Origin of the sequence: Desulfocapsa sulfexigens DSM 10523, from assembly GCF_000341395.1 — a bacterium.
In the GTDB taxonomy this organism is placed as follows: Bacteria; Desulfobacterota; Desulfobulbia; order Desulfobulbales; family Desulfocapsaceae; genus Desulfocapsa; species Desulfocapsa sulfexigens.
The window spans coordinates 2,799,001-2,821,849 of the sequence record NC_020304.1; the positions used below are offsets into that span (position 1 = coordinate 2,799,001).

At 45.9% G+C, this 22,849-nt stretch carries 19 protein-coding genes; 7 read left to right on the plus strand and 12 right to left on the minus strand.

Annotated elements, in window-relative coordinates; genetic code table 11:
- The first annotated feature begins 47 nt into the window (after nt 1-47).
- Together UWK_RS12445 and UWK_RS12450 are read left to right on the plus strand one after the other, a co-directional pair.
- The gene (locus tag UWK_RS12445; protein ID WP_015404734.1) at nt 48-1,328 is read left to right on the plus strand and encodes a class II fructose-bisphosphate aldolase; all 1,281 of its coding nucleotides are present in this window, start codon (nt 48-50) and stop codon (nt 1,326-1,328) included.
- On the plus strand, nt 1,321-2,358 hold the full coding sequence (locus tag UWK_RS12450; RefSeq protein ID WP_015404735.1) for an NAD-dependent epimerase: 1,038 nt from the start codon (nt 1,321-1,323) through the stop codon (nt 2,356-2,358). Before UWK_RS12445 ends, UWK_RS12450 begins: the two co-directional genes overlap by 8 nt.
- Nucleotides 2,359-2,421: 63 nt before the next feature.
- On the opposite strand, the gene dxs is transcribed toward UWK_RS12450, so the two are convergent.
- The 3 genes from dxs to UWK_RS12465 are packed head-to-tail and all read right to left on the minus strand — an operon-like array spanning nt 2,422 to nt 5,473.
- Nucleotides 2,422-4,299: a 1-deoxy-D-xylulose-5-phosphate synthase gene (gene dxs / locus UWK_RS12455; RefSeq protein WP_041916965.1), complete on the minus strand. Its 1,878-nt coding sequence runs from the start codon at nt 4,297-4,299 to the stop codon at nt 2,422-2,424.
- Between the two features lie 54 nt (nt 4,300-4,353).
- Nucleotides 4,354-5,250 (minus strand): polyprenyl synthetase family protein, encoded by an 897-nt coding sequence (locus UWK_RS12460; RefSeq protein ID WP_015404737.1) that lies wholly within the window; start codon nt 5,248-5,250, stop codon nt 4,354-4,356.
- Nucleotides 5,228-5,473, minus strand: a complete 246-nt coding sequence (locus UWK_RS12465) for an exodeoxyribonuclease VII small subunit (RefSeq protein ID WP_015404738.1) — start codon at nt 5,471-5,473, stop codon at nt 5,228-5,230. Before UWK_RS12465 ends, UWK_RS12460 begins: the two co-directional genes overlap by 23 nt.
- Nucleotides 5,474-5,590: 117 nt before the next feature.
- Here UWK_RS12465 and xerC point away from each other — a divergent pair, with 117 nt between their 5' ends.
- From xerC to UWK_RS12485, 4 genes are read left to right on the plus strand one after another with little or no spacing between them, the layout of a single operon-like run.
- The gene (xerC, locus tag UWK_RS12470) at nt 5,591-6,499 is read left to right on the plus strand and encodes a tyrosine recombinase XerC (protein ID WP_015404739.1); all 909 of its coding nucleotides are present in this window, start codon (nt 5,591-5,593) and stop codon (nt 6,497-6,499) included.
- Between the two features lie 44 nt (nt 6,500-6,543).
- Nucleotides 6,544-7,080: an ATP-dependent protease subunit HslV gene (gene hslV, locus UWK_RS12475; RefSeq protein WP_015404740.1), complete on the plus strand. Its 537-nt coding sequence runs from the start codon at nt 6,544-6,546 to the stop codon at nt 7,078-7,080.
- A 4-nt stretch (nt 7,081-7,084) separates the two neighbouring features.
- Nucleotides 7,085-8,500 (plus strand): ATP-dependent protease ATPase subunit HslU, encoded by a 1,416-nt coding sequence (gene hslU / locus UWK_RS12480; RefSeq protein ID WP_015404741.1) that lies wholly within the window; start codon nt 7,085-7,087, stop codon nt 8,498-8,500.
- Nucleotides 8,501-8,530: 30 nt separating this feature from the next.
- Entirely contained in the window at nt 8,531-9,052 is a 522-nt protein-coding gene (locus tag UWK_RS12485) for a zinc ribbon-containing (seleno)protein DG (protein WP_015404742.1), read from the plus strand.
- Between the two features lie 28 nt (nt 9,053-9,080).
- Here UWK_RS12485 and UWK_RS12490 read toward each other — a convergent pair whose 3' ends face one another.
- The 7 genes from UWK_RS12490 to UWK_RS12520 all read right to left on the minus strand — a co-directional run bounded on the left by UWK_RS12490 (nt 9,081) and on the right by UWK_RS12520 (nt 19,565).
- On the minus strand, nt 9,081-10,553 hold the full coding sequence (locus UWK_RS12490) for a sensor domain-containing diguanylate cyclase (RefSeq protein ID WP_015404743.1): 1,473 nt from the start codon (nt 10,551-10,553) through the stop codon (nt 9,081-9,083).
- A 4-nt stretch (nt 10,554-10,557) separates the two neighbouring features.
- The gene (gene dnaE / locus UWK_RS12495; RefSeq protein WP_015404744.1) at nt 10,558-14,073 is read right to left on the minus strand and encodes a DNA polymerase III subunit alpha; all 3,516 of its coding nucleotides are present in this window, start codon (nt 14,071-14,073) and stop codon (nt 10,558-10,560) included.
- A gap of 2 nt (nt 14,074-14,075) precedes the next feature.
- Nucleotides 14,076-15,014 (minus strand): pentapeptide repeat-containing protein, encoded by a 939-nt coding sequence (locus UWK_RS19730; RefSeq protein WP_015404745.1) that lies wholly within the window; start codon nt 15,012-15,014, stop codon nt 14,076-14,078.
- 132 nt (nt 15,015-15,146) lie between these two features.
- On the minus strand, nt 15,147-15,950 hold the full coding sequence (locus UWK_RS12505) for a motility protein A (protein WP_015404746.1): 804 nt from the start codon (nt 15,948-15,950) through the stop codon (nt 15,147-15,149).
- Between the two features lie 13 nt (nt 15,951-15,963).
- Nucleotides 15,964-17,082, minus strand: coding sequence for an OmpA/MotB family protein (locus UWK_RS18610; RefSeq protein ID WP_015404747.1), 1,119 nt, complete (start codon nt 17,080-17,082; stop codon nt 15,964-15,966).
- A gap of 224 nt (nt 17,083-17,306) precedes the next feature.
- A complete protein-coding gene (locus tag UWK_RS12515) occupies nt 17,307-18,245 on the minus strand; it encodes a zinc dependent phospholipase C family protein (RefSeq protein ID WP_015404748.1) in 939 nt (312 codons plus the stop codon).
- A gap of 195 nt (nt 18,246-18,440) precedes the next feature.
- Nucleotides 18,441-19,565: an NAD-dependent epimerase/dehydratase family protein gene (locus UWK_RS12520; RefSeq protein WP_015404749.1), complete on the minus strand. Its 1,125-nt coding sequence runs from the start codon at nt 19,563-19,565 to the stop codon at nt 18,441-18,443.
- Nucleotides 19,566-19,729: 164 nt separating this feature from the next.
- Here UWK_RS12520 and UWK_RS12525 point away from each other — a divergent pair, with 164 nt between their 5' ends.
- Complete coding sequence (locus tag UWK_RS12525; RefSeq protein WP_015404750.1) at nt 19,730-20,413, plus strand: hypothetical protein; 684 nt, start codon at nt 19,730-19,732, stop codon at nt 20,411-20,413.
- 4 nt (nt 20,414-20,417) lie between these two features.
- Here the strand turns inward: UWK_RS12525 and UWK_RS12530 are convergent, their stop codons facing one another.
- Entirely contained in the window at nt 20,418-21,224 is an 807-nt protein-coding gene (locus UWK_RS12530) for a sugar phosphate isomerase/epimerase family protein (protein WP_015404751.1), read from the minus strand.
- A gap of 1 nt (nt 21,225) precedes the next feature.
- A complete protein-coding gene (locus tag UWK_RS18615; RefSeq protein ID WP_015404752.1) occupies nt 21,226-22,839 on the minus strand; it encodes an RNA-binding domain-containing protein in 1,614 nt (537 codons plus the stop codon).
- Nucleotides 22,840-22,849: the final 10 nt, after the last annotated feature.

The window sequence follows — 22,849 nt, forward strand, 5'->3', positions numbered from 1 at the left end:
GTGGGTAATAAATATTTCTGAAGAACATTTGAACCATGGAGATTATTATGAGCAACAGTGCTGAATTCGTCAGACTTCTTGAAATCGGTCGCCCACCTAATATTCAAAAACTTTTTCCCAATTCCCATGCCCTTCTTGTCAGTGGAAAGGTTATAGATCGGGCTATGATTGCTAAGGGCGGTGCCATGACCATTGCTGCCAATGCTCGCTCTACTTTTGTCGTTCGTGGCGCTCTACAGGCAGCACAGCGGGCCAACAGCGCTATTATCATTGAGATTGCCAGATCTGAAGGTGGAACCAACGCATACTGCCCCGTGAGTCTCTGGAATATGGCTACGGTGGTGGACAGTATCTGTAATCAACTTGGTATTACAATTCCCGTTGCCATTCATGCTGATCATTTTGGAATCAAAAAGGAAAGCGATATTGATCTGGCCAGGGTGGAAATAGCATCTATTTTTGATGCCGGAATAACGTCCATCGCCGTAGATGCATCTCACATGGAGGACGATAAAAATCTTCTTGCCAATATCGAACTCAATGCCTGTATTCCTGGATGGGCTGGTCTTGAAACAGAGGTTGGAGAAATTAAAGGAACTCTGGGACTGTCCACCGTCGATGACGCCTCATTTCTTATTAAAGGTCTGAATGCTCATGGCATCTGCCCTGATTGGATCGCATTGAACAATGGAAGTGTCCATGGACTTGAGGCATCGGGGCAGGGGATTCAGGTTGAACTTACTGCTGATATCCACAGGGCTCTGGCTCCCTATGGCACGTCTGGTGCCCAGCATGGGACATCCGGAAACAGCTCCGAGCGGCTTCGCGCCATATGTAAAAAAACCGCAACAACCAAAGCAAACGTTGCAACAGCCCTGCAGATGGTTTCCTGGGGTATTGAAGTAAATGACGATGGAAACGCCATTAGCGATGCTAGTGGAAGATTTGTAAAGATACCAGGAGAAGGGGTATCCGAAGAGATGTGGAAGCAGATGGTCTCCTACGCAGATGATAAGGGATGGAAGGGAGGAGACTATAAGAAATTAAATCTGCCCTTTGAAAACAGTCTTTGCAGTCAGGAAAAAGAGATTAGAGACAGGATGTGTAAACGGGTTGAAGATTTTGTTTATAATATGCTTGTGAATGTTTTTTCTGCAGAAGGAACAGCTGACCTTGCCAAACAGGCAATTCTTGAGGCGGGGTCTTATGATCTTGGTTCTAAAGTTGGACGTATAGAAGATCCGGCGGATTGGACAAAGGAAAAAATTGTAGCACGAGCAGCAGAGTTAGACTCAGATAAAGGACCGGAAGGGGATTTTGATGACTGATGGAAAAAAAGAAATGCCAATGAAAAAGATACTGGTAACAGGAACGGCTGGCTTTATCGGTTCTTTTCTGGCACGTACCCTGCGTGAATCGGGTTGTGAAGTGATTGGAATTGATACAATCACCGATTATTACGATGTGGGTTTGAAAAAAGATCGTTTGGCGAAGATTGCAGGGGGGGAAGGGTTCCAGAATCTGGAGGTTGATATCTCGGATCGCGGGGCCATGGAGAAACTGTTTACAGATCATAGCTTTGATGCGGTGGTGAACCTGGCCGCCCAGCCGGGGGTTCGCTACTCGCTCATCAACCCTGCGTCCTATATTGATACCAATATTGTCGGTTTTGCCAATCTTCTTGAAGGCTGCCGCCATTCAGGGGTGAAACATTTTGTCTATGCCTCTTCAAGTTCGGTTTATGGGGCAAACACCCATCAGCCCTACTCAGAACATGATAATGTCAATCATCCCGTATCTCTCTACGCAGCATCAAAAAAGTCCAATGAACTGATGGCTCACTCCTATAGTCATCTTTTTGGTCTTCCCTGCACCGGGCTGAGGTTCTTTACAGTGTACGGCCCCTGGGGACGACCTGATATGGCTCCCATGCTTTTTGCCAGGGCTATTCTGGCCGGAGAGCCAATCAATGTCTTTAATAATGGGAATATGGAGCGTGATTTTACCTTTATTGACGACATCGTTGAAGGGGTGGCCCGAGTGATCCAGAAACCTGCAGCACCGGATTTTGAATGGAAGAGTGAGGCGCCTGACCCTGCCACGTCATACTGCCCCTATCGCGTCTATAATATAGGCAATAACAGGAAAGAGCGTCTCCTCTATTTTATCCAGCTTCTTGAGGAAAATCTTGGCAAAAAAGCAGATAAGAATTTTCTTCCCATGCAGCCGGGAGATGTGCAGGCAACCTATGCCAATGTAGATGATCTGATCAGGGACTTCGATTATAAGCCTGATACCCCTCTGGATGTTGGGGTGAAGCGTTTTGTTGACTGGTATCTGGACTACTACAAGCAGTAAAGATAAAAAATCTTTAAAGACATTGTATACGTTCTGCAGAGGCCTGGCCCCTGTAGAACGTTTTCAGTCCTTCATTAACTCCATTGCGGCATTGATGATAGAGGGGGAATCCAGTTTAGAATTTTTCCACAGTGTTTTCTGCGGGCCGTGTTCAATGAAATGGTCCGGGTAGCCAAGTAAATGGGTTTTTACTGCAAAGAGTTTGTTTTTTGAGAGAAGTTCAAGAACCAGGCTTCCAAAACCGCCGTGTTCAGCATTGTCCTCTATTGTTACCACCCTTCCCGTTTTTCGGGCCCATTCACAGATCAGTTCGTCATCCAGTGGTTTAATAAAGCGTGGATTAATGACAGCGGCATTGATACCAAGCTTTTCGAGTCCTTCAGCGGCCTTAATTGCGGGGTAAACTCTATTGCCAACTGGCAGCAGCAGAATGTCTTCTCCCTGGCGCAAAAGTTCTCCTTTGCCAACTTCAAGATTCACAAAGTCAGGGTCGAGGGGGACATTTTCTCCGGCTCCGCGTGGGTATCTGATTGCAGCAGGGCCGGGAAGGGAGATTGCTGTGTGGAGCATATGCTGCAGTTCGTTCTCATCCTTTGGTGCCATATAGGTGAGGTTTGGAATAAATCTGAGGAAAGAAATATCGAAAACACCATGATGGGTAGGCCCGTCATCGCCCACTACACCGCCTCGGTCAATGGCAAGGGTAACCGGAAGAGAGGGGATACAGACATCGTGGATGATCTGGTCAAGAGCCCTCTGGAAAAAAGAGGAGTAGATGGCTACAACCGGTCGCTTCCCTTCAACAGCAAGACCAGCAGCAAAAGTCACTCCATGTTGTTCTGCTATGCCTACATCAAAAAAACGATCAGGGAATTCTTTGCTGAAATTTGTGAGCCCTGTTCCAGCAGGCATGGCAGCTGAAATAGCGACCACGTCGGGGTTGTTTCTCGCAATGGTGCAGATTGATTTTCCGAAAACCTCGGTGTAACTGATGGGACTGGATGATGGTATCGGAACACCGGTCAAGACATCAAACGGACCAACCCCATGGTAATTGCCGGGGTTTGCTTCTGCGGGCCCATAGCCTCTTCCCTTCTGGGTGATGACATGGACAAGTACCGGACCGTCAACATTATCCCTGATGTTTTCAAGGGTTGGAATCAGGTCTTCAAGTTGGTGGCCGGAAATGGGTCCGATATAATAGAACTTCAGGGCCTCAAAGAGCATTGCCGGGGTAAAGAAACTTTTGATATTTTCTTCACTCTTTTTCAGGACATTCAAGAAACGGTCACCGACACCATGAAGATCCTTCAAACGGGTGGATATATGTTTACGAAGTCGTCTTACAGTCTTGCTGGTGAGTTGTCTGGAGAGAAAACTTGACATGGCGCCAACGTTTTCCGAGATGGACATTTCATTATCATTTAGAATTACGATAAGATCCTTATCCAGATGTCCAGCCTGATTCAGGGCCTCAAAGGCGATACCAGCAGTCATGGAACCATCTCCGATAATAGCGACAACCTTATTCGAATCTTTCTTGAGATCTTTTGCACAGGCCATTCCCAGAGCTGCAGAAATGGAGGTGGAAGAGTGACCCGTTTCAAAGGCATCGTACTCGCTTTCCTTGAATTTCGGAAAACCGCTTAAACCTTTATACTGGCGGAGAGTAGAAAATTTATCCTGCCTGCCAGTCAGCAGTTTGTGGGCATATGTCTGATGCCCAACATCCCACACAAGCTTGTCATTCGGCGTGTTGAAAACATAGTGGAGGGCAAGGGTGAGTTCAACAACGCCAAGGCTCGGTGCCAGATGGCCTCCTGTTTTGGATACGGTATTGATGATGGTTTCACGCAGATCGTCAGCGATGGTTTCGAGTTCAGGTATTGAAAGCTTGCGAAGGTCTTCGGGAGACTTGATATCGACGAGTCTGGTAACGATGGAATCTGTATTCTCTGTTGTTAACATGGTGGATATCCCGGAGGGCCGCTCTGACTAATGCGACCGAGTATATATGTAGTCAGCCAGTAGGCGAAGTGGCTGTGCTTTGTCATCAAAATCTTTCAGGCAGGTTTTCGCCTTTTCAATAGCATTGAGGGCACGTTTCCGTGTCTCTTCAATACCAAAGTAAGCAGGATAGGTGGCTTTGCCAAGTTCAATGTCGCTTCCCGCAGCTTTGCCCAGTTGCTCTGTGGTGGCTGTTGCATTGAGCAGATCATCAACAATTTGAAAGGCCAGGCCGATCTGATGCCCATACTGTTTCAATGCTTCGGATTGCTCTCTGTCTGCACCGGCTGCTATCGCACCGGAAACAACGGAAGCTGTGATCAGTGCTCCTGTCTTACTTCTGTGTATTGTTTGCAGGGTTTCAAAAGGAAACCGGGTGTTTTCACTCGCTATGTCCAGTGCCTGCCCACCAACCATCCCGAAGGAGCCAGCGGCGTGTGCTATGCAGTGACTGATTGCAAGTTTTTTTTCGGAATCAAGATTGCCGTGACTGGGGTTGCAGAGGAGATCAAAAGCCCAGGTGAGAAGTCCATCACCGGCAAGAATGGCTCCCGCTTCACCGTAAAGGACATGGTTGGTAGCTTTTCCACGGCGTAACGCATCGTTGTCCATGGCTGGCAGGTCGTCATGGATAAGTGAATAGGTGTGAATGCATTCAAGAGCACAGGCAACGGGAAGAATGTTCTGGTCATCAATGGTATTTCCACCAACTGCCCGGGCTGCTGCTATGCAGAGAATGGGGCGAACCCGTTTTCCTCCGGCAAGTAAGGAGTAGCGCATGGCTTCGATATGCTTTGCAAAGTCACCAGTTGCAGCCGGGATATAGCTGTCAAAGGCAGCCTCAACCAGAAGCCTTTGTTCCTTAAGATAGCTCTTGATCTCCATGATCCAACTCGTCAAATGGTTGTTTGGTTAGGCCACCCTGTTTTTCGAGGAGCAATTCTACTTTTGCCTTTGCTTCGGTCAGCGTTGTGTTGCAGTATTCAACCAGACCGATTCCTTCATCGAATTTCTTCAGGCTGACTTCAAGGCTGAGATCGCCATTTTCAAGCTCTTCTGTGATCTGCTCGAGTTTTCCTAGTGCATTTTCAAAAGTTCGTTTAGCCATTTTTATTAATCTGTGTGAAGGTGCTGAATTGCTTTTCTTTCCCTCTAAAGACCATTATATATATTCATAGTTGAAGGAGAAGTCGAGAAGAAAGTGGTTTGAGCTACCCCCCTGAATATGACGAAGATTGATACCCAAATAGAAGCATTTTTGACCTGGCTTGAAGTGGAAAAGGGCTATTCGCCTCACACTGTATCCGGGTATGGCCATGATCTGTCTGAATTTGCAGCAATGCTCGGAAGGGATGAAAAAACAGAAAATATTGAGTCGCTCCACATTCGCCGCTTTGTCGTGAGTCTCCATGGGAATAACAGTGCGGCAACGGTTGCCCGAAAACTCTCTGCGCTGCGATCATTTTTTAAATTCCTCCTTCGTGAACATATTATCAAAAGTGATCCTGTTGCCGGGATAACAGGTCCAAAGACTGGAAAATATTTACCGGTTTTTCTCACCGTTGATGAGGTTTTTTCCCTTTTAGAAGCACCTTCTGAAAAAGATAGATTTATGCTCCGTGATCGTGCAATTCTTGAGCTTTTATACTCAACGGGAATGCGTGTTGCCGAATTGGTTTCACGAGACCTTTTGAACCTTGATTTTGTAACTGAAATGCTTAGGGTGAGGGGCAAGGGAGATAAGGAACGCCTTGTTCCAGTTGGACGACCCGCCCTTGAGGCCGTGAAGGCCTGGTTGTTTTTGCGCGATCAGCTTATCTCCGATCGTGCAAAGAGAGGGCGACCGGTGGAAAGAATGGCCCTCTTTCTCAATGGCCGCGGGAGTCGCTTGACAACACGAAGCGTGGAACGACTGGTAAAATCATACGGAGAGCGGGCAGGCATTCCTCAGATTGTGACTCCCCATGCCCTGCGTCATTCATTTGCCACCCATCTGCTGGAGATGGGGGCTGATCTACGCTCTGTTCAGGAACTTTTGGGACATGCCAGCCTGTCAACCACACAGCGCTATACGCATCTAACTCTTGATCATTTAACGGAAGTATATGATAAAGCGCATCCACATGCCAAATGAAGTGGAATTAACTCAACAAACCAATTGATAGTAAGAAAAATAATATGAAAATACGCTCAACAACAATACTTGCGGTTCGTCATAATGGTCAGGTTGCTGTGGCCGGGGATGGTCAGGTTTCTCTCGGGAATACGGTGATGAAGCATCACGCGAAGAAGGTGAGACGTTTGTACCACGGTAAGGTCATCACCGGCTTTGCAGGCGCTACTGCCGATGCCTTTACCCTTTTTGATCTGCTCGAGCAGAAACTTGAACAGTATAAGGGGAATCTTATGCGGGCAGCTGTAGAGCTTGCTAAAGAATGGCGTACTGACAAGATGCTGCGCAGGCTTGAAGCAATGCTGGTAGCTGTGGATGAAGATTACTCATTGCTTCTCAGTGGAACCGGCGACGTTATTGAGGCTGATAACGGTGTTCTTGCAATTGGTTCGGGCGGTCCCTATGCCCAGGCTGCCGCTTTGGCACTTATTGGGAATTCAGAATTAAGTGCTGAGGAGATCTGCCGTGCTTCCATGACCATTGCTGCAGATATCTGCGTATTTACCAATCATTCCGTCATAATTGAAAAAATAGAAAAATAAAGTGATGATACCTACACAATCCCTTACCCCTAAAGATATAGTTGCTGAGCTGGATAAATATATAGTCGGGCAGGCTGATGCGAAAAGATCCGTTGCAATAGCACTGAGAAACCGTTGGCGGAGGCGTCAGGTACCATCTCCGCTCCGTGAGGAAATTGCCCCCAAAAATATTATAATGATCGGACCCACCGGGGTCGGGAAAACAGAAATTGCCAGGCGTCTGGCTACCCTTGCTCAATCGCCTTTCTTTAAAGTTGAGGCTTCAAAATTCACCGAGGTAGGCTATGTGGGACGAGATGTCGAATCCATGGTTCGGGATCTTGTTGAAATCGCGATCAGTATGGTGAAAAAAGAAGAGCGGGAACGCCTTCAGGGACTTGCTGAGGCCAATGCCGAGGAACGCATTCTTGATGTTCTGCTTCCCCCAGTGAATCCACCAAGCCATATGCAGGCAGGTCCCGATGGTCTCAACTCGTTTGTGACAAGTAAGGATACGCTGGACGTGGAAAAACTTCCGGAGCAGGTAAAGACTGGTGATTCCACCCGCGAAAAATTTCGGGAAATGCTGCGGCAGGGGAAACTCGACGAACGGGAAGTGGAACTTGACCTTGAGGAATCCCGTTCCACACCCATGGTGGAAATAATGACCACATCCGGGATGGAAGATATGCAGTCCAACCTTCAGGATGCCTTCAGTAAGATTTTTCCGAAAAAGAAAAAGAAACGCCGGGTGAAAATTCCTGACGCCATCAAAGGCTTGACCCAGGAGGAAATGGAACGTCTCATCGATATGGATAAGGTGACCAGTGAAGCCCTGAAACGTACCGAGGAGTCCGGTATCATATTTCTTGATGAGATTGACAAGGTCGCTTCACGAAGCTCAGGGGGGCATGGCCCCGAGGTGTCACGTGAAGGCGTGCAGCGGGATCTCCTTCCCATCGTAGAAGGGTCCACTGTCACCACAAAGTATGGAATGGTCAAGACTGATCATATTCTCTTTATAGCAAGTGGTGCTTTTCATCTCTGTAAGCCATCTGATCTTATTCCGGAATTACAGGGTCGTTTTCCCATTCGTGTTGAACTTACTCCTTTGGGAAAAGATGAATTTGTACGTATCCTGACTGAACCTGAAAGTGCCCTGGTGAAACAGTATATAGCCATGATGGCAACCGAAGGTGTGGAACTTGTCTTTGAGCCGGAAGCTATTGAAGAACTTGCCGCTATTGCTGTTGAAGTTAATGAGAACACAGAAGAAATTGGCGCGAGGCGTTTGCATACCGTAATGGAAAGAGTTCTTGACGAGCTCTCTTTTGATGCAAGTGAGCGTGGAGAAGAACAGTTTGTGGTGACCGCTGCCTACGTAAAGCAACAACTTCAGAGTGTGGTTGAGGACAGGGATCTCAGCCGATTTATCCTCTAATATATTTGAACAATTAGGAAGCAAAAAAGTATGCGCTATATTGATCCGGACCTGAAATACTGCCCCCAATGTGATGAAGAGTACCGAGAAGAAATAATCAGCTGTGCGTCATGCGGTGTCCCACTTATAACGGGCACCGAAAGGCAGGCGGCGGAAGAGGCGGCTAAAATAAAACTTGCTTCACGATCCATGGATATATCCCCTGATGACGAGCTTGTGAATATCAGGAAAGGTCCATTGGGAGAGATGAAACAGCTGCAGGCTTTGCTCGGTTCTGAAAATATCCCATCACTGGTTGCGGGAGAAAAAAGTAATTGTGGTAAAGGCTGTTGTGGCGGAGATATGTATCTGCAGATAAAAAGGGCAGATGGGGAGGATGCAATGGAGGTCCTGGCTCAGGAATTCAAACGAACCACAGCGCTCGATTCCCATGATTTAAGTAATGTACACGCAGTCTTTGATACAGGGGCAGCAAAGTCTACCTGCCCCGCCTGTGGAACCATGTTTTCAACCAGCGAGTCCACCTGCCCCGATTGTGGTCTGTGTTTTTAGGGGTACCGCCTTTAAAGAAAAAAACTTATTAAACCTTTGTTGGAAGCAGCACAGATTCATTGTTGCGAAAGATTGCAACCCGGTTACGGCCCATATGCTTTGCATGATAGAGGGCGGTGTCTGCGGTGTTGATCAGATCATTTTTGTTCTGAGTGACCAGTGAAGAGAGACTTGAAACACCAAGGCTGATGGTTACCAGGATAAGTTTGTCTTTATGATAATACCCCTGCCGTTCTACAACGAGCCGTAACCGTTCTGCAACCAGCCCGGCTTTATGAAGATTAGCCATGGGAAGAATAATAAGAAACTCTTCACCACCATAGCGACAGATAACCTCTTCATTACGGAGATTGAGGGCAAGTGCCGAGGCAACATTCTTTAGTATCATATCCCCAGCTTCATGTCCGAATGTATCATTCACTTTTTTGAATTTGTCGATATCAATCATTATGGCACTGAGGTCACTTCTATGTCGAAGTGCTGTGGAAAACTCTTCTTCAAGACGAACCAGGCCGAAACGCCGGTTCAATATATGGGTTAGCGAGTCATAGGATGCCATCTCCTGGATTTTATTGTGGAGCAGTGCATTTTGCAGGTAGGGTGCCATGTAACTTGCGTAGGTCTCAAGCATCTCCTTCTGAATGCTTTCAGAGACTTTACTGTCTCCGCAGGCTGCGATCAAAAGGCCAACGGTGCTCTTGTCTGCTATCAGAGGGATAATACGGATAAATTTTGGTTTGAAGGTGCCTAAAGGGGTGCTAATGGTAATCCAGTTGAAATTATTTGCCTCGGTATCAATGGTGTGGATAGTGCCGGATTCAATGGTGTCGCTGATGGTACCCTGCCAGGGTTCAAGTTTGCGTGGCAGTTTGTCATCCGTGTCAACGTCATGGCTGGCAAGGAGAATCATCTCATCTTCTATTTTTCCGTACAGGACTCCTGACGTAATACAGGTGGTCTCTATAAAGTACCTGAGGATAATATCACTGGTTGTGTCCAGATCAATATTGGCTGAGAGCGTTGCAACAATTCCTCTGAAACTGGCTTCATGGTTCAACCGCTGTTCAACAGTACTGCTCATGGTGTTAAATGCCTGGGTGACCTGGCCGATCATGTCATTGCTTTTTACTTCGATTTCGTAGCTTGTCTGGCTATGTTTTCTGCTGAACATGGCGGAACGGATTTGTTTGTTGACCTGGTTCATTCCTTCAACAAGAAATCGAAGTTGCTTGGAAACGACGAGGGAAAAAAGCATGTAGTTCGCAACGCCAACGGTTATTCCTGCAGTTATGCACATCAGGGTGAAACTGATGGAAACGGCACGGGGGTCACTGAAATAGACTTTCACGATGGGTGGAAATGCTACCCCCATGGCAAATCCAAATGTGACCATGCAGAGAAAGAGAATCAGAAAGACATTCTTGAGTTTTCCCTTGGGTGCGTTTCTGATGTCGATCTGGTATTCGATTGGTGACGTATTTTTGAGGAATTGGTCTGTCATTGTTTTAGGAGGCTTTTGCCTGGCCCCAGCGTTTTTGTTTGTGACTGATAAGCGTTTTTTTTCTGTATGACAGCGCTTTGTATCCAAGAATTTTTTCGGTTTCATCCGTGAATTCGCGGCATGGTCTTACTGTCAAATCCTTCAAAATTTCAATATCGACCTCTCCCTGGCCGGGAAAATGCATGGTAAGAAGCAGGGGGCAGTTACCGTGGTAGCGGTATAACACCTGTTTCAGGGATTCCAGACGTTTCCGGCTGATCTTTTCACTGTTAAGCTTGATTTTTATTGACTCCGTATGCTTTTCTCTGGCCTGGGGCAGCAATTCAAGGGATTCGGCAATAATCTTTGGCCCTCGTTCATCGATTTGCACGGTTCCCTGAACAATTATCGTTTCAGTGGACGAGAGCAGGGGGTAACATTCTGCAAAAGTATTTGGAAAGACGATAACCTCCACAGCATTTAGAAGATCTTCAATGGTAATAAAGGCCATAAGATCGCCTTTCTTACTTTTCAGCTGCTTACAGCTGCGGATTAGTCCGCCAATCCTTACCGGCTGATCTTCACTATATTCAGCAAGACCAGCAATGTCAGTGTCGGTGATGGTTTTAATCTCTGCAATATCCTCATCAAGCGGGTGGCCGGTAATATAGAAACCAACAGTTTCCTTTTCCATGGTGAGGCGCTCCCGTTCTTCCCACTCAGGAATATCAGGAAGGATAATTCCGCTTTTGTCCGTTGTGTCCGTTGCAGGAGACAGGCCAAAAAGAGACATCTGACCGCTTTGTTTGTCACGTTGTACAGCCTTTGCTTTGTCCATGGCCTGGTCAACAATGGCCATGAGTTGAGAACGCCTGCAGCCCACCGAATCAAATGAACCTGATTTGATAAGACTTTCGATGACTCGTGAGTTTACTTTTCTTGAATCAACACGGTTACAGAAGTCTTCAAGGGATGTGTATTTTCCACCAGCTTCCCGTTCCTCAATGATTGAGTGGAGGGCAGACTTCCCGACATTCTTTACAGCGGCAAGTCCAAAACGGACCCTGTCGTTATGTACCGAGAAATCGATAAGTGATTCATTGATGTCAGGAGGCATCACTTCAATGGAATGCTCTCTGCACTCATTGATATACGAAACAACCTTATCCGTATTGTTCATGTCGCAGGAGAGGAGGGCGGCCATAAACTGGGCAGGATAATGGGCTTTGAGGTAGGCGGTCTGGTATGAAATAAGGGCGTAGGCAGCAGAATGGGATTTGTTAAAGCCGTATCCCGCAAATTTTGCCATCAGGTCAAAAACATACTCAGCCTTTTTTTCATCAACATTGTTTTTCTTGGCACCCTCCATGAATTTGATTTTTTCTTCATTCATGACCTCGACTTTCTTTTTCCCCATGGCCCGCCGTAAAATATCGGCATCACCCAGGCTGTAATTTGCCAGAATGTTGGCAATTTTCATAACCTGTTCCTGGTAGACAATAACGCCGTAGGTCTCTTCAAGAACGGGCTTGAGCTGTGGCAGCGGGTAATTGGCAGTGGCCCGGCCATGTTTGGTCTCAACAAAATCATCAACCATACCGGAGTCGAGAGGTCCCGGACGATAGAGAGCAACAAGTGCAATGAGATCGCTGAACTGTGCAGGTGCCATCTTTACCAGTAGTTCACGCATCCCTGAACTTTCAAGCTGAAAGACACCTAGGGCGTCTCCCGAGCAGAGTAGTTCAAAGGTCTTGATATCATCCATGGGCAGAGCGTTGATGTCAAGGTCAGTACCAATGTCCGCTTTGATGTGTTTTAAAGCGTAGTCAATTACGGTGAGGGTTTTGAGTCCAAGGAAATCGAATTTGATGAGCCCGGTCATTTCAGTATGCTTCATATCATACTGGGTTAATGTCTCTCCTTCTTTTCCCTTGCAGGTAGGCAGATACTCAACCATGGGTTTTGGGGAGACGACCACGCCGGCTGCATGGGTGGATGTATGGCGAGCAAGTCCTTCAAGGGTCTGGGCGACTTTTATAAGTTCCGCAATGCGTGGATCCTTGTTTGCTGCATCAGCAAGACGTGGTTCCTCGTCGATGGCCTTGTCAATGGTCATTTTCAGGGCATCGGGAACGAGTTTTGCTATTTTGTCCACTTCATTGAATGGAATATCCAGTGCTCTGCCAACGTCCCGGATAACGCCCTTTGCCTTCATAGAGCCAAAGGTGATAATCTGGGCCACATTGGGAGCGCCACCGTACTTCTGACGGACATAGTCAATCACTTCACCGCGCCTGTCCTGGCAGAAATCAATATCAAAGTCAGGCATACTGATTCGTTCAGGATTGAGAAATCTCTCGAAAATAAGACCGTAGGGAATCGGGTCAATATTAGTGATACGCATGGCATAGGCTGCCAGACTGCCGGCTCCGGATCCACGACCCGGTCCAACGGGAATTTGATGGTCTATGGCCCAGTTAATAAAGTCAGCAACAATAAGGAAATATCCGGGAAAACCCATGGAATTGATGATGCCGATTTCATACTCAAGACGCGCCGTATATTGTTCTTTCACCTCTTTGCTGAAGGTTCCTGCTTCCCGCATTGCAGCAAAGCGATCCTTAAGGCCATCCCGACATGCATCAATAAACATTGTTTCAAGGGTCTCACCTTCGGGCACGGGAAATTCTGGGAAATGATACCCCTCAAGATCAATTTCAAGATTACAGCGATCGGCTACTTCAATGGTGTTTGCAAGTGCCTCGGGGTGATCCCTGAAGCTGTCCTGCATCTCCTCTGGAGTTTTAAAGTAGAAGGTGTCTGAGGAAAAGCTGAAATGTTTTGGGTCATTAATGGTTTTGCCGGTCTGAATACAGAGCAGGACTTCATGGGCGTGGGCATCTTCCCGATTCAGGTAGTGACAATCGTTGGTGGCAACGAGTTTGATTCCGAGTTCTTTGGATATTGTAATAAGACCATGATTGGCGGTCTTCTGTTCAGGAATTGAGTTCTCCTGAAGTTCCAGGTAGAATCTGTCTCCGAAAATATCCTGGAATTGTCTCGCTTTTTCTCTGGCAGCATCAAGACCTTTGTGAACGACAAGCCAGGGAACTTCTCCATGAAGACAGGCGCTGAGGCAGATTAAACCATCACTGTGGGATTCAAGTACCTCCATATCAATTCTGGGTCTGGAGTAGAATCCCTCAAACTGCGCAATTCCGGAGAGTTTCATTAGGTTCTGGTAGCCCTGGTAATTCATGGCCAGCAGAACTATATGATAGGCTTTGGTAGGAGCAGAGGCATTACGCTCTGTTCGGTGGCCGGGTGCAATATAAAATTCACACCCGACGATGGGTTTTATTCCTTTGGCCTTTGCCTTCAGGTAAAATTCCAGCGCCCCGTACATGGCACCATGGTCGGTCATTGCGACGGATTCCATTCCATACTTCTTACACTTGGCAAGGAGATCTGGAACGCGAATAGCGCCGTCGAGGAGACTGTATTGGGTGTGGACGTGGAGGTGGGCGAATCCGGCTGACATGTTTATTTGAGTCCCTTTACACCCTCCTGGAGGGTATTTTCAAAAATACAACCCTCTGTGTCAGCACCGGTGAAATCAACCTGAATGAGGTTTGATCCGGTGAAGTCAGCGCCTGAGAGGTTGGCATCCTTAAGATTAGCACCCGGCAGGTTTGTGCTGAGCAGGGTGGCGCCTGAAAGGTTGGCACCTTCAAGATTGGCACGACGCAGATTGGCACGACTAAGATCAGCTCTTTTGAGGTTGGCACCCTTGAGGTTGGCACCGACAAGATATGCCTTGCGAAGATCGGCATCTTCAAAGTTGCAGTTGGGACAATCCTGAGCCATTGTCTTCACGCTGTGTTTTACCTCTTCCTGTGAGGTACTCGAAACACTGTTCGTAGAAACGGGGACAGGAACTGGAGTGGCTTCAGGGACGGATTGTGTAGTGGTTGGTTCGTTGGAACGGCGGGTTGCCTGTCCCTGACTTAAGCTGCTACGGACATAGGCTGTTTTTTTGTCTTTTTTGTTCTTGATGGCCATTCCCTGGGAATTACCGGAAGAGGCCTTTGCAGTGTAGGCAAGTGCGCCATTACTGGTAAACAGGAGGTACTGATCGCTCTCGGGATCCTTATAGGTTGAATAGCAATTTATATCACCAAAATACCAGACGTTAAATTTGATACAGAGTTTTCCATCACTTGCAATATCCCAGGTTCCGAAATCAGTGCTATTGTTAAAGATAGAACCCGCAGAAAGGGAACCATCCTGGCTGAAATAGATATAGGAGTCAAAGTCGGAAGAAATGAGGCGAAGCGTGTTTCCGGAGGTCAGGTCAAATATTTCCTGAGTATTTAATGCAGCAGCTCCTTTTTCCTCAGCTCTGTTGGCAGTGGATGGCGCGCAGTTTGAAAGAGCTAGAAGGACGAAGATGCATAAGAGTTTCGATAGGTAGTGAGTCAAAATCTTTCTCCTGTAGAAGAGGAAATGAGCAAAGGTACAAACACAGGGGAGAACATACCATACTCATCGTGACAATGCACTTTGAAAGGGCCATAAAAATCACGATATTCGGAGAAAAATATATGGAAACTGTCAGGCTTTTATGTTGAAACGCTCCTGTAGTTTTTGGTAGGAGACGAGTGTTTCCTGACGTTCTGATGGGGTTAGGAAGGATTCCAGTTTAGTTCTGAGGATTATGGGATTCATTTCAGAATCGATGGCAATAACACCCTCCATGATAATTTTCTGCAGCAATAATTCCTGGTTGGTACGTTCTCGGAGAAAGGAGGCGAAGGGAAGGAAAAAGAAATTGGCAAAGACGATGCCGTATAGCGTTGAAGTAAGGGCGATGGGGACAGCCTTTAAAATAACTGATGTATCTCCAATACCACCAAGCATGGAGATGAGTCCCACAACACTACCGGTGATCCCGAAAGCAGGGAAAAAGTCAGCAATGGTCCGAAGGACACGCTCTGAATCTTCTCGCCGCATTCTGAAAAAATAGATTTCAGTATTGAGAATGTCGCGTATCTGTTCAACTTTGTAGCCATCGACAAGGCAGCCGAGAGCACGTCTTAAAAAAAGGATGGAGGTCTCATTCTCTTCCTCCTGAAGGGAGAGAATTCCCTGCATTCGTGATTTAATGGATAGATCGATCAGGATACGGACAATCTCAGTTTCTTTCTTGATTTTTTTACCATAATTTGCCCGCAGTACCTTTGAAACAATGCCTAGCTGTTCAATCTTAAAACTGAGCAGTGCGGCCCCGGCAGTTCCACCCAGTACAATTAGGATTCCTGAGACATTAAAATAGAGACTAAGGTTTCCATTAATAAAAAAGCCTAAACAGAAAATAAGGATACAGAGGAGGAGTCCGATAAAGTTTTTATTTTTCATAGGGGTATATTTTTTATAGGAGGTTATCCGAAGTTGCTTTTATTGCTGGGGCCAGGCGTTTGGAAATAATGATTTCGACACGTCTGTTTGCAGCACGATTCTCGACATTGGTATTTGGTCTTCTCGGTCGCTGGGACCCGTAGCCTGAAACAATAAACTGTGCCGGGTTCATTCCCATTTCATTAATGAGGAATCTGGCAACACTGCTTGCCCGTACAACTGAGAGTTCCCAGTTTGAGGCAAAACGGGAAGAGTGCATGGGTTGATTGTCTGTGTGACCTATGACGTTGATCATATAAGGAGAATTTTTAATGACTGCAGTAAGTTTTGTAAGAGATTGCCTGGCAGCATTTGAGAGGTCAGCCTGACCGGTATAAAAGAGCAGATCCCCGGTAAGAATAATGCGCATGGTTTTATCGGGTACAAGATCTATGGAGGCAAACTGATCCAGCGCACCGTCGCTGAGAGCCTGTTGACTCATGTCATACATTTCACTGAATGTCGTCGTTTTCTTGACTTCTGGCAACGCCTGCTCTTCTGCTATGATGATAGGTGCAGGCTCTATGATGTCTTTTGGCAGGGGGGAGGGGACGGGAGAAGCCATTTCAGGGGGATTGGATTCGGAAATTCTGGATTCATCAACTGCTTTGTCCAGGGAAGGTTCGACGTAAACGGTATTTTCTTCGAAGATCCCATCGACATCAATATCGTTGATTTGAATTTTTTCGATCTTTTTTACTGTTCCAGAGTTGATTAGAGGGGCAGGCCGATTCAATGGCATGATAGGAACAATAAGATCACCGTCACCCAGGATATCAAGAGCTTCTGTTGTGCTGCCGCCTATGATTTCCGGAGTGTTAGTCAGGAGGAATTCTTCGTTAGATGCCTGATAGACAAACATGGTCAGGAAAAGAATAAACATGGTCATCATCAGATCCGACCAGGCAACAGACCAGTGCACCGGGCGTGAAAGGCGCGCGCGATAGAAGGAATCTTCGATGACAAAACTGTTCATTGAAAAGCTTCCGCCACCTGAAGGGTGTGTCGGATAAGTGTGTGAACTAACAGTATCCGCCCCTTCGGGTACATCAGTTAAAGAGTGGTCTGTTGCAATATCTGGCTGCTCGCTCATGTATGGTGTCTTGGGTGCGGTTTGATTAGGTACCTGTAAATCCTTACTCGTATATATATCGGTAGAAAAGCTGAAAATCAAAAGGAATTTGTGAGTAGGTTATTGTTCAGGAGAGCGTTGTTCGTCGTATGGATGATTGGTTTTCAATTTATAAATCCGCGGATAGTACTGTTTTCCTTGCTGGTCAGCCACTTTTTATCGATATCAATATCAAATTTCATTGTTTAACTGCCTGTATGAAAATATTTCATTTCATACACACTCGATCTGACTTGTCCGGTCTCAAGGGAGGGACCAACCGGCAATGAGGTAGTACCATCGAAAAACGCTGGCAATAAATGGCAAAACTCCAGAGTGTCGTACACCGCACGCTCTTTCATTGCTTGTAGTGTGGTGATGTGTGGCTCATTGGTTACCGTGTCAAAGTAAGTTAATTCACCCGTCACGTCTGATGGAGTATAGTACTTGTGCTGATGGTACGAAAGTTGTTTGATCGCTTGTAAACTTTTGGGGAGCAGTGGTTCGCTAAGAGCCATAATATTGACCAAAAAACCATTGATAAAGAGTTTGCGCGCATAATTAAAATTTTTGTAAGATCTTAATATGTCATCAATAATCAATCGCACACCATATTTCTTGTATTCTATACCGTTGGAGAAAATCACCTCTAGATACTGCCTGGCATCTTTGTACATGGCACTGATATCATATGCCTTGTGGCTATTTGCATCTTTCTCCAAGCAGCAGTCGATTACACATTCGATTTCGCGATGTTTTTGCACAGCAATCTTTCGTTTAACAGGATCTGTGTCGTAAGAGTTCCCGGTCATATAATAGACGAAAGGGTGAAAATTGATATCGACGAAGATATGGGAAGCAAAACCGATTGTAAAGGCTCGTACTACCGCCTTATCAGGTTTGTCGGCTTGGTTGTACAGATTAATCAGTCCCTCGACAAAATAGAAACTATCTTCTTTGTTGGAACCATGAAACTTGTCAGGCAACCTAGCCAGTATTTCTTTGTCCCTTTTGATGTAGTAATAGAGCACATCATGAAAAACAGCACCTAGCAAGACAACGTTTCTGTATTCAGGTCTGATATTGATCGTTCTATGTTTGCACACTTCATCGGCTATCAGCCAATGGGTCACTTCTTTTGGCATCAAGTACCCTTTTATAATGACATTATTTGTACATTTTTCATCTGGTCCCTTTTACTTCACGTATGCGCGAAAAGCTTTTTTTGTCAATTATCATATATCGTTTAGGTGGGTTCAAAATTTCGGAGTATCCTCCAGCTGGTCAATCCACGCTGAGGTCTGGCCATGTTATCAAGTTACAACTAAAGATTAACATCCCTATTGTTCTTTGAACTCTCTACTGTGTAGATGTTGCAGGAGTTGCTCCGGGCTATTGATAAATTGCTCAACATCTTTGCTGAGAGCGAAGAATTCATCGTTAAACCCTGAGATAAGGTTACGCTGTTCCCATCGTGAAATGTAGTAGTCTATAAGTTCAGGGAGTTTTGAGTAAATGGTCTGTTCCGGCCACGGGTCAATAAATGAAGATCTTCTGAGTTTGCTGTTGTCCAGAGTCTGTGTTTTATAGAACTGGCTTAAGAACATAAGTTCTGCTGGCATTTTAGTGTAAATTCCAATCCTTAACAGTCCTTTGAGTAACCTTTTCAGAACAGCTGAGCCAAATTGTGCAACCGGGAGTGGCAGGAAGATATTTCTTGGTTTTTTGACGCCCAGAAAACTTTTTATTGTCTGGATCAGGTGTACAAGCTCAACAGGTTCTGAATCGACAAAATTATAGAATTCCCCGGTGAATTCATCGCGGTTGATGAGGGCATGGTGGATGAAGTATGGGACTTTTTCAGCATTGGAATAGGAGTGTTGAACTCCTTTAGCCGTTAAGAAAAGTGGCATTGCCTGATCGGCAATCGAGTGAAGCAGGCGATGGAAACCCTGGGTTTTGTGGTCGTGTTGTCCATAAACGATACCGAGCCTGATGGCTGTGAAATCGAGCCCTTCCTTCTCATACATATGCTGGAGTGTTCTCTCGCTCATGAGCTTTGACTTCGCGTAATTGGAAAGAGTCGGGCTAAGGTTAAGTTGTTGCTCCTCTGTGAGGAGTCTTCCCATGGGGAGAACAGCAGCTGAACTGATGTGAATATAAGGAATCTTGAGGTTAAGGGCAATCTTTGCCAGATTGATACAGCCCAGATAATTGATTGTATAGGCGAGTTGTGGATCGGCGTCAATCGCTGCAATTGCGGAGTTAATTATAAAATCTGGCTTCCAGCGTCTGGTGTAGCGTTCTATGTCCTTTTTGCTGCCAAGGCTCATAGTTTTCGAATTAGGCGAAAGGATTTCAATGTTATTACCGCAGTACGATTTGAAATAATGGACCATGGTTCCACCAATCAGACCGGTACCGCCAACAATGATGCCCCGCTTTTTTTTTGATTGCCGTGTCATTATGCTTTGAGTATCAGGTATCCTGAGTTACTGTCATTGAAGAATGATGGGAACTGTTCCTGATCATCTCTTGTTTAACAGAAGAAAATTAAAAAAAACAGGTGAAAGGAATTAGTAAGCCTGCCATACCCATTTTTTATACACTGTACCCTACAGGATCAACAATGAAAATCATGATCTGTTTTCTGGTTGTATTGTTTTTAGCTGCCCCTATCTTTGCCATGGATACTCCTCAGCAAACGAGAAGCTGTCATTGCTTCCAGGATAGAGTTTTTGATCCGGATCGAAAATTTGCTGCCGACAAGTACCTGCTTACCACCAGCTTTAACTCCTTTATCTCTGCAAACTTTCATATTTCTAAAAGTCAGATTGTTATGATGAAAATGAAAGGGGGAGTGGATCCGGACGATCTACTTATCGGTCTTTTTGTCGCTCGGATTTGTGATGTAGAGGTCAACAGTCTACTGGCCATTTTGGACAGTGGTGGAACCTGGAAGCAGATCCTGACGTCTCGGAGTCTCAAAAAAAATGAAAAAAATAAAAATTTATTGAATACTCTTCTTGCTGCTATTGATACTGAAGAAGCGGCAGTGGAGGTGGTCACCGATCAGTTGGTAAAAGAATTTTTCAGAGTGTCGGATTTAGAGATTGCATCGTTACGTGAGGAAGGTGCAACAGGCCGTGAAATTGTACTTATTTACCTGATGGAGCGCTATGGGAAAACCGATGCGACCGCAGCTGATATCCTGAGTATGTACACCAAAAAGAAAATGAGCTGGGGAGAGATCGCCAGTTATTTTGGACTTACTCCTAAAGAGACCGGGAAACTTCTTCAGAATCAGGGTTGAGGAATTACACCTGATCCAGCAGTTTTGTTCTGTGTAGATATTCTAGAGCGTGCCAAAGGTCGTCTTCGCTATGTGGTTCAAGAGTTACCAGTGGATGAAGATTGTTTACCGCCAGGAAATCGAAAAGACCTTTGAAGTCGAATTTTCCCAGCCCCAGCCCCAGGTGCTGGTCTTTTTCTCCATTATTATCATGAAGATGAAGCTGGCCCAACCAGGGAGAAAGTATGGGGAGCCAGTTCTGCCACGGTGTTTTAGCAAAACTCATAAGATGTCCCACATCAAGACAGAATCGTGCGTTTTCTGAATCTAATTTTGTAAGAACTGTTTCATGGGCATCGGGACTGGTTTCATAGGTGTTTTCAAGCATAAGAATGCAATCCTGCTCCGTTGCAATCCCGAGCAGTTCCTGCCAGGTTTCGGAAGCTGCCAGAAGCCACTCATTCCATTTGTACCCCTGTTTGTTTTCCTCAAAATTTAAATGGCAAACCATGGATTTTGGCTGGAAAATAGTAATCAGCCGAGCTGCCTTTCTTAGTTTGTTGCGGCTGGCATCAAGGATTTTCGGATCCAGGGCTCCGGGAGCAAGGTCAAAAAAAGGTGCGTGGAGGGTACAGGAAAGTCTGTTATTCTTCAGTGTGTGGGCAATTTTTTTGAATTCATCCTCTGATTCTTCGTAGAGACAAAGACCTTCCAGGCCAATTTCAGGTTGAATGCCATGTTGCAGAAAGAGATCAAGGTAGCGATTCTTTAACTCATACCAGGGGGCATTTACGAAACAGCGTGGGGTGATATGTTTGTATTTTGCTTCCATCTTAACGTTCACTCAGGTATTTGATCATTTGGCTCATACTTAATTTAATGCTCGAAGGTCCGGAGCGAATATAGAAATCCTCCTGCCTGCCTATGGAAAGGAAGACAGGACGACGAACCCGTTCACATTCAACAATACAAATTGTTTTGTCTTTGATGATGGCAATTTTGAGATGAATAAATCTGGTGAACTCTGCACCAATATGGGTGTTCAGTAGGTTTTTGAAGTGTAGTCGACACTTGTCTTCATTGTCAAAATTATCTGCCTCTGTGCCAAGAATTGTTCCGGAATCATCCACTCCGATGAGAAGAATCCCCCCATCGCTGTTCATAAATCCGACTACGGTTTTCAGCCATGCTACCTCAATTTCTTTTCCTGGTCTTCCGGAATTCAGGTTGGTTCGCATGGTGGATTTGAACTCAAGAGTGGTGGATTCACCGGCTCTGATGAGTGCTGCGACTTCAGTTTCATAGCTCTGAGTGTTTATATGCTGCTGTGGCAAATCCTTTAACTGATAGCTGTACTTTCGAACAAGAAGGACTGTCATTAGAACAGCAAGTAGAAAAATAGAGCCAACAAGCAGAGCGAAGCGAATCCACTGCCGATGCAGGTCGGAAAAAATATCATCTGCAGGGATGATCACTGCGACCCAGATATCGGGGTTTGATTCGTGGAGCTGGCTAAAGCCAAGCCACCAGTTTTTTCCGCCATTCCTGATGGAGAGTGGTTGGGTGGTCTGTTGTCTGTTTGTTCTGAGCAGGGTTCCCACTGTACTGAGAAGTTGTTCTGAAAGACTGACTTCTTCGACAGAGGCGCTAACTATTTTGTTTAATCGGTCTTTTCCTGAACTATTCAAGGGTATTCCTTCTTTGTCGTAGAGTACAATACGGCCGTTAGGGGTAATCTGAAGGTCTTCCAGAAAGGTCATCAGGCTTTGTGTGGTGAAAGAAACACCTGAGACATGGTTACCGTCCTTGCTGTTACGTATCTTCCACTGAAGGCTTGCTGTGATGACAGTATCTCCAGTCGTTTTCTGAAGATAGGGTTCTGTCATGAAAAATTTGGTGCTGGAAGGGGTGAGCATGGCACCCTGGAACCAGTTAGCAGTGGACATGGTGTAGCGTCTTTCGTTTACGGTCTCCTGGCCTTCAATCTTTCCGTCAACAAGGCGGGAGGTTGTGGCGTTACTTTTGTGGGATTCATCTACAAGCCATTCGTCATTGTGGTGAGAGAGTTGGAAACAGTTTTCGTTTGTATCGGCGATGGATATGGAATGGATGGTTTGTTGAATTTCCATAAGTGCCTGGAACTGGCTGGCGAGAATCTCAGGAGTCTGCATGTTGAACAGCCCGGCTTCCCCCCATTTTCCCAGTATTCTTAAAATATTTGTAAGTGGATCTGTATAAGATTGGAAATGTGCTGCGACCAGAAGGTTAGCCTTGCCTATAATAGAGGTTGAAACCTCACGCTGGGTTTTAACACCCTGGAGCATCACTATGGTGAGAATGGCACCGGATATAACGAAAAGGATAAGCAGGATATCACGAAGAAGACGTCTTTTGATATTTCGTGGACATCCCCGTATCAGGCCGGAAAGTGTTGAAAATATAGGCATAGTGATTGTT

Bases quoted from the DNA above. Each gene is read 5' to 3' on its own strand.
- UWK_RS12520 (WP_015404749.1), bottom strand. From the start codon at position 19,565: ATGACACGGCAATCAAAAAAAAAGCGGGGCATCATTGTTGGCGGTACC.
- UWK_RS18615 (WP_015404752.1), bottom strand. From the start codon at position 22,839: ATGCCTATATTTTCAACACTTTCCGGCCTGATACGGGGATGTCCACGA.
- UWK_RS12465 (WP_015404738.1), bottom strand. From the start codon at position 5,473: ATGGCTAAACGAACTTTTGAAAATGCACTAGGAAAACTCGAGCAGATC.
- UWK_RS12485 (WP_015404742.1), top strand. From the start codon at position 8,531: ATGCGCTATATTGATCCGGACCTGAAATACTGCCCCCAATGTGATGAA.
- UWK_RS12515 (WP_015404748.1), bottom strand. From the start codon at position 18,245: ATGCCAAAAGAAGTGACCCATTGGCTGATAGCCGATGAAGTGTGCAAA.
- dnaE (WP_015404744.1), bottom strand. From the start codon at position 14,073: ATGTCAGCCGGATTCGCCCACCTCCACGTCCACACCCAATACAGTCTC.
- UWK_RS12450 (WP_015404735.1), top strand. From the start codon at position 1,321: ATGACTGATGGAAAAAAAGAAATGCCAATGAAAAAGATACTGGTAACA.
- UWK_RS12490 (WP_015404743.1), bottom strand. From the start codon at position 10,553: ATGACAGACCAATTCCTCAAAAATACGTCACCAATCGAATACCAGATC.
- UWK_RS12445 (WP_015404734.1), top strand. From the start codon at position 48: ATGAGCAACAGTGCTGAATTCGTCAGACTTCTTGAAATCGGTCGCCCA.
- hslU (WP_015404741.1), top strand. From the start codon at position 7,085: ATGATACCTACACAATCCCTTACCCCTAAAGATATAGTTGCTGAGCTG.
- UWK_RS18610 (WP_015404747.1), bottom strand. From the start codon at position 17,082: ATGAGCGAGCAGCCAGATATTGCAACAGACCACTCTTTAACTGATGTA.
- UWK_RS12530 (WP_015404751.1), bottom strand. From the start codon at position 21,224: ATGGAAGCAAAATACAAACATATCACCCCACGCTGTTTCGTAAATGCC.
- UWK_RS12525 (WP_015404750.1), top strand. From the start codon at position 19,730: ATGAAAATCATGATCTGTTTTCTGGTTGTATTGTTTTTAGCTGCCCCT.
- hslV (WP_015404740.1), top strand. From the start codon at position 6,544: ATGAAAATACGCTCAACAACAATACTTGCGGTTCGTCATAATGGTCAG.
- xerC (WP_015404739.1), top strand. From the start codon at position 5,591: ATGACGAAGATTGATACCCAAATAGAAGCATTTTTGACCTGGCTTGAA.
- UWK_RS12460 (WP_015404737.1), bottom strand. From the start codon at position 5,250: ATGGAGATCAAGAGCTATCTTAAGGAACAAAGGCTTCTGGTTGAGGCT.
- UWK_RS12505 (WP_015404746.1), bottom strand. From the start codon at position 15,950: ATGAAAAATAAAAACTTTATCGGACTCCTCCTCTGTATCCTTATTTTC.